This is a genomic window from Streptomyces sp. NPDC052042, assembly GCF_044548345.1.
GTDB lineage: Bacteria > Actinomycetota > Actinomycetes > Streptomycetales > Streptomycetaceae > Streptomyces.
The window spans coordinates 1-3,986 of sequence record NZ_JBIUBU010000070.1 but is presented as its reverse complement, the minus strand read 5'-3'; the positions used below and the strand labels follow the sequence as shown (position 1 = coordinate 3,986).

Genomic DNA, 3,986 nt, shown 5'->3' with positions numbered 1-3,986 from the left:
GACAATCCCTCTACGCCGCCGCCAACGCCCACCTCGACGCCCTCGCCCAACAACGCCACACCCAAGGACAACCCACCACCTCCATCGCCTGGGGGCTGTGGGGAGGCGGCGGGATGGGTGAGTCCCCCGAGGTCGTGGACTACTACGCCAAGCGCGGGCTCGCACCGATGGCGCCCGATTCGGGCATCGAGGCCCTGGAACGCGCGCTCGCTCTGGGGGACACCAACGTCACGGTCGCCGACGTCGACTGGGAACACTTCATCACGGGATACACCGCGTACCGGCCCAGCCGGCTCATCTCCGACATCCCCGAGGTCCGCCGTGCGCAGGCGACCGGCCCGGCCGTCGACAGGTCCAGCGAACTGATCGATCGCCTGAGTGACGCCGTGACGGCACGCGAGCGGAACAAGATCCTTGTGGATCTGGTCCGTTCGGTCGCGGCGGAGGTCCTGGGGCATGACGGTTCCGATCGCATCAGCCATGACATGGCCTTCAAGGACCTCGGATTCGACTCGCTGGCCGCGGTGAAGATGCGCACGAGGCTGCGCGAGGCGACCGGGCTCGGCCTGCCCGCCACCGTCATCTTCGACCACCCCACCGTGGACCGCCTCGCCGCCATGCTTCTGGCCGGGCTGACCGGCCCCGGCACACCCGGCACCACGACAGGGGGCCCCGAGCCGCGCCCCGTCGCCGATGACGGCGCCATCGACGATGAGACCGACGGCAGGACCGACGGTGAGATCGACGCGCTCAGCCCCGAGGAGCTCATCCAGTTCGCGAAGACCGGAGCCCGGCAATGACAAGGACCTCGAAGATGTCACCGTCCATGGACGAGGTGCTCGACGCACTGCGTACCTCGGTCAAGGAGGCCGAGCGGCTGCGCCGGCGCAACCAGGAACTCGTCGCCGCCGCGCGTGAGCCGATCGCGATCGTAGGCATGGCATGCCGCTATCCGGGCGGAGTGACCGGCCCCGACGAGCTGTGGCGGCTGGCCGCCGAGGGCGTCGACGCGATCACCGGCTTTCCCGCCGACCGCGGCTGGGACGAGGCCGCCGTGTACTCGCCCGATCACCGCCCCGGCACCACTTACTGCCGCGAGGGCGGCTTCCTCGCCGGCGCCGGTGATTTCGACGCCGCGTTCTTCGGGATCTCGCCGAACGAGGCGCTGGTGATGGATCCTCAGCAGCGACTGCTGCTGGAGACCTCGTGGGAGGCACTGGAGCGTGCCGGGATCGTTCCGGAGTCGCTGCGTGGCGGGCGGACCGGCGTGTTCGTCGGTGCGGCGCACACGGGCTACGCCTCCGACCCGGCGCGGGCGCCCGAGGGTACCGAGGGCTACCTGCTGACCGGCGATGCCGACGCGGTGCTGTCCGGCCGGATCGCCTACGTGCTGGGGCTGGAGGGTCCGGCCATCACTGTCGAGACGGCGTGCTCGTCATCCCTCGTAGCCCTTCACCTGGCGGTGCAGTCCCTGCGCCGCGGCGAATGCGACCTCGCGCTGGCCGGTGGTGTCGCGGTCATGCCCGACCCCACGGTGTTCGTGGAGTTCTCGCGCCAGCGCGGACTGGCACCTGACGGCCGCTGCAAGGCATTCGCCGAGGCCGCCGACGGCACCGCCTGGGCCGAAGGCACCGGCATCCTCCTCGTCGAACGCCTCACCGACGCCCAACGCCACAACCACCCCGTCCTGGCCGTCGTCCGCGGCACCGCCATCAACCAGGACGGCGCCAGCAACGGCCTCACCGCACCCAACGGACCCGCCCAGCAGAACGTCATCCGCGAAGCCCTCACCGACGCCGACCTCACACCCGACCAGGTCGACGCCGTCGAAGCCCACGGCACCGGCACCCCCCTCGGCGACCCCATCGAAGCCGGCGCCCTCCTCGCCACCTACGGACAACCCAACCGCCAGACCCCCCTCTGGCTCGGCTCACTCAAATCCAACATCGGCCACACCCAAGCCGCCGCAGGCATCGCCGGAATCATCAAAATGATCCAGGCCATGCACCACCACACCCTCCCCCCGACCCTCCACGTCGACCGGCCCACCACCAAGGTCGACTGGGACTCGGGAAGTCTCCAGCTCCTCACCGAAGCCCAGCCCTGGCCCACCCACCCCGACCGGCCACGCCGCGCAGGCATCTCCGCCTTCGGTGTCAGCGGCACCAACGCCCACACCATCATCGAAGAACCACCCCCCACACCCATCCCCGCCGAAGAACCCCGACAGGCCAACACCCCGCCCGTCCTGCCCTGGGTACTGTCAGCTCGCTCCGAGGCGGCGTTGCATGACGAGGCACAGCGGCTGGCCGTTCGGATCGGTGGCCCAAGTCCCTTGGATCCCCTCGACGTCGGGTTCTCCCTCGCCACGACCAGGGCGGTTCTGGAGCATCGGGCGGTCGCCCTGGTGGGCGGTCCGTCCGCCGCGCGGGACGGGCTCCTCGCCCTGGCCGCCGGCCGGTCCTCGGACGCCGTCGTGACGGGCGTCGCGCGCCGCGGGCGTGAGGTCGCGTTCCTCTTCTCCGGTCAGGGCGCTCAACGAGCCGGTGCCGGGCGAGAGTTGTACGCATCATTTCCCGTCTTCGCGCAGGCGCTCGACGAAGTGACGGCCGGCTTCGACACGCATCTCGATCAGCCGCTGCGGCAGGTGATGTTCGCGGAGCCCGGCACCGCGGACGCCGCCCTGCTGGAGCGGACCGCATACGCGCAGCCCGCGCTCTTCGCCGTGGAGACCGCGCTGTTCCGGCTCTTCGAGAGCTGGGGACTGGTTCCGGACGTCCTGTTGGGCCATTCGATCGGCGGGCTGGCCGCCGCGCACGTCGGCGGGGTGTTCTCGGCGGCGGACGCCATCCGGCTGGTCGCGGCCCGGGGGCGGCTGATGCAAGAGCTGCCCGAGGGCGGTGCGATGGTGGCGGTGCGCGCCACCGAGCAGGAGGTGGCCGAGCTGGAGTGGGTTGCCGACGGCGGGGCGGTCGTCGCCGCGTTCAACGGGCCCGAGTCGGTCGTGATCTCGGGGGACGAGCAGGACGTCCTGTCGGCTGCCGGAGAGCTGGCCGCTCGGGGACGTCGTACGAAGCGGCTCTCGGTGAGCCACGCCTTCCACTCTCCGCACATGGACGCGATGCTCGCCGATTTCCGCGCCGTCGCCGAGACTGTCACCTACCACACGCCACGGCTGCCGATCGTCTCCGAAGTGACGGGACAGGCCGCCGCCGCGGCCGACCTCATGGATCCCGGCTACTGGACCCGTCAGATACGTGAACCGGTCCGGTTCAGCGCCGCCGTGCGCGCCGCGCGGGCGGCCGGGGCCACGACCTTCGTCGAACTGGGCCCCGATGCCGTGCTCTCCGGCATGGCCCGGGAGTGCGCGGGGGGCGACGCCGACACGGCGTTCGCCGCCGCGCTGCGCCGCGGGCATCCGGAGTGCGCGACCGTACTGCGGGCCGCGGCCACCGCCTTCGTCCAGGGCGCGGACGTCGACTGGGCCGCGCTGTACCAGGGGGCTGGGGCGCGGCGCGTGGACCTGCCGACCTACGCGTTCCAGCACACCCGCTACTGGCTGCCCCCTGCCCCCACGAGGGCACTGGCCACGGACCACGAGGACAGCGCGGACAGCAGGGAACCGGCCCAGGCCCTGTGGACAGCGGTCCGTTCGGGCGACGTGAAGGCGGCGGCCGCGCAACTGGGCGCCGAGTCGGCGGGCATCGAGGAGGAACTGGGCACGGTCCTTCCGCACCTGGCGAGCTGGCACGACCGGTGCCGCAGCGCCGCCGAAACGAACGCGCTGCGCTACCGCGTCGTCTGGGAAGCACTCCCGGCTACGGCCGTCAGGCCTCGTCTGTCGGGGCGGTGGCTGGTGATCAACCAGACAACGCACCAGGAATCCGACACCCAACTCGTCCGCGACATCACCACAGCACTCCACACAGCCGGCGCCGACACCATCCCACTCACCCTCGACCCCACCACCGACACACCCACCCTCA

2 protein-coding genes are annotated in these 3,986 nt (G+C 71.3%); both read left to right on the top strand.

The window, feature by feature from the left end; all coding sequences use genetic code 11:
- The coding region (locus ACIHCL_RS36815) for a beta-ketoacyl reductase (protein WP_399868910.1) at nt 1–800 on the top strand (800 nt) is incomplete at its 5' end.
- A 14-nt stretch (nt 801–814) separates the two neighbouring features.
- Nucleotides 815–3,986 (top strand): type I polyketide synthase (locus tag ACIHCL_RS36810; protein ID WP_399868909.1); only part of this gene is annotated, 3,172 nt, incomplete at its 3' end.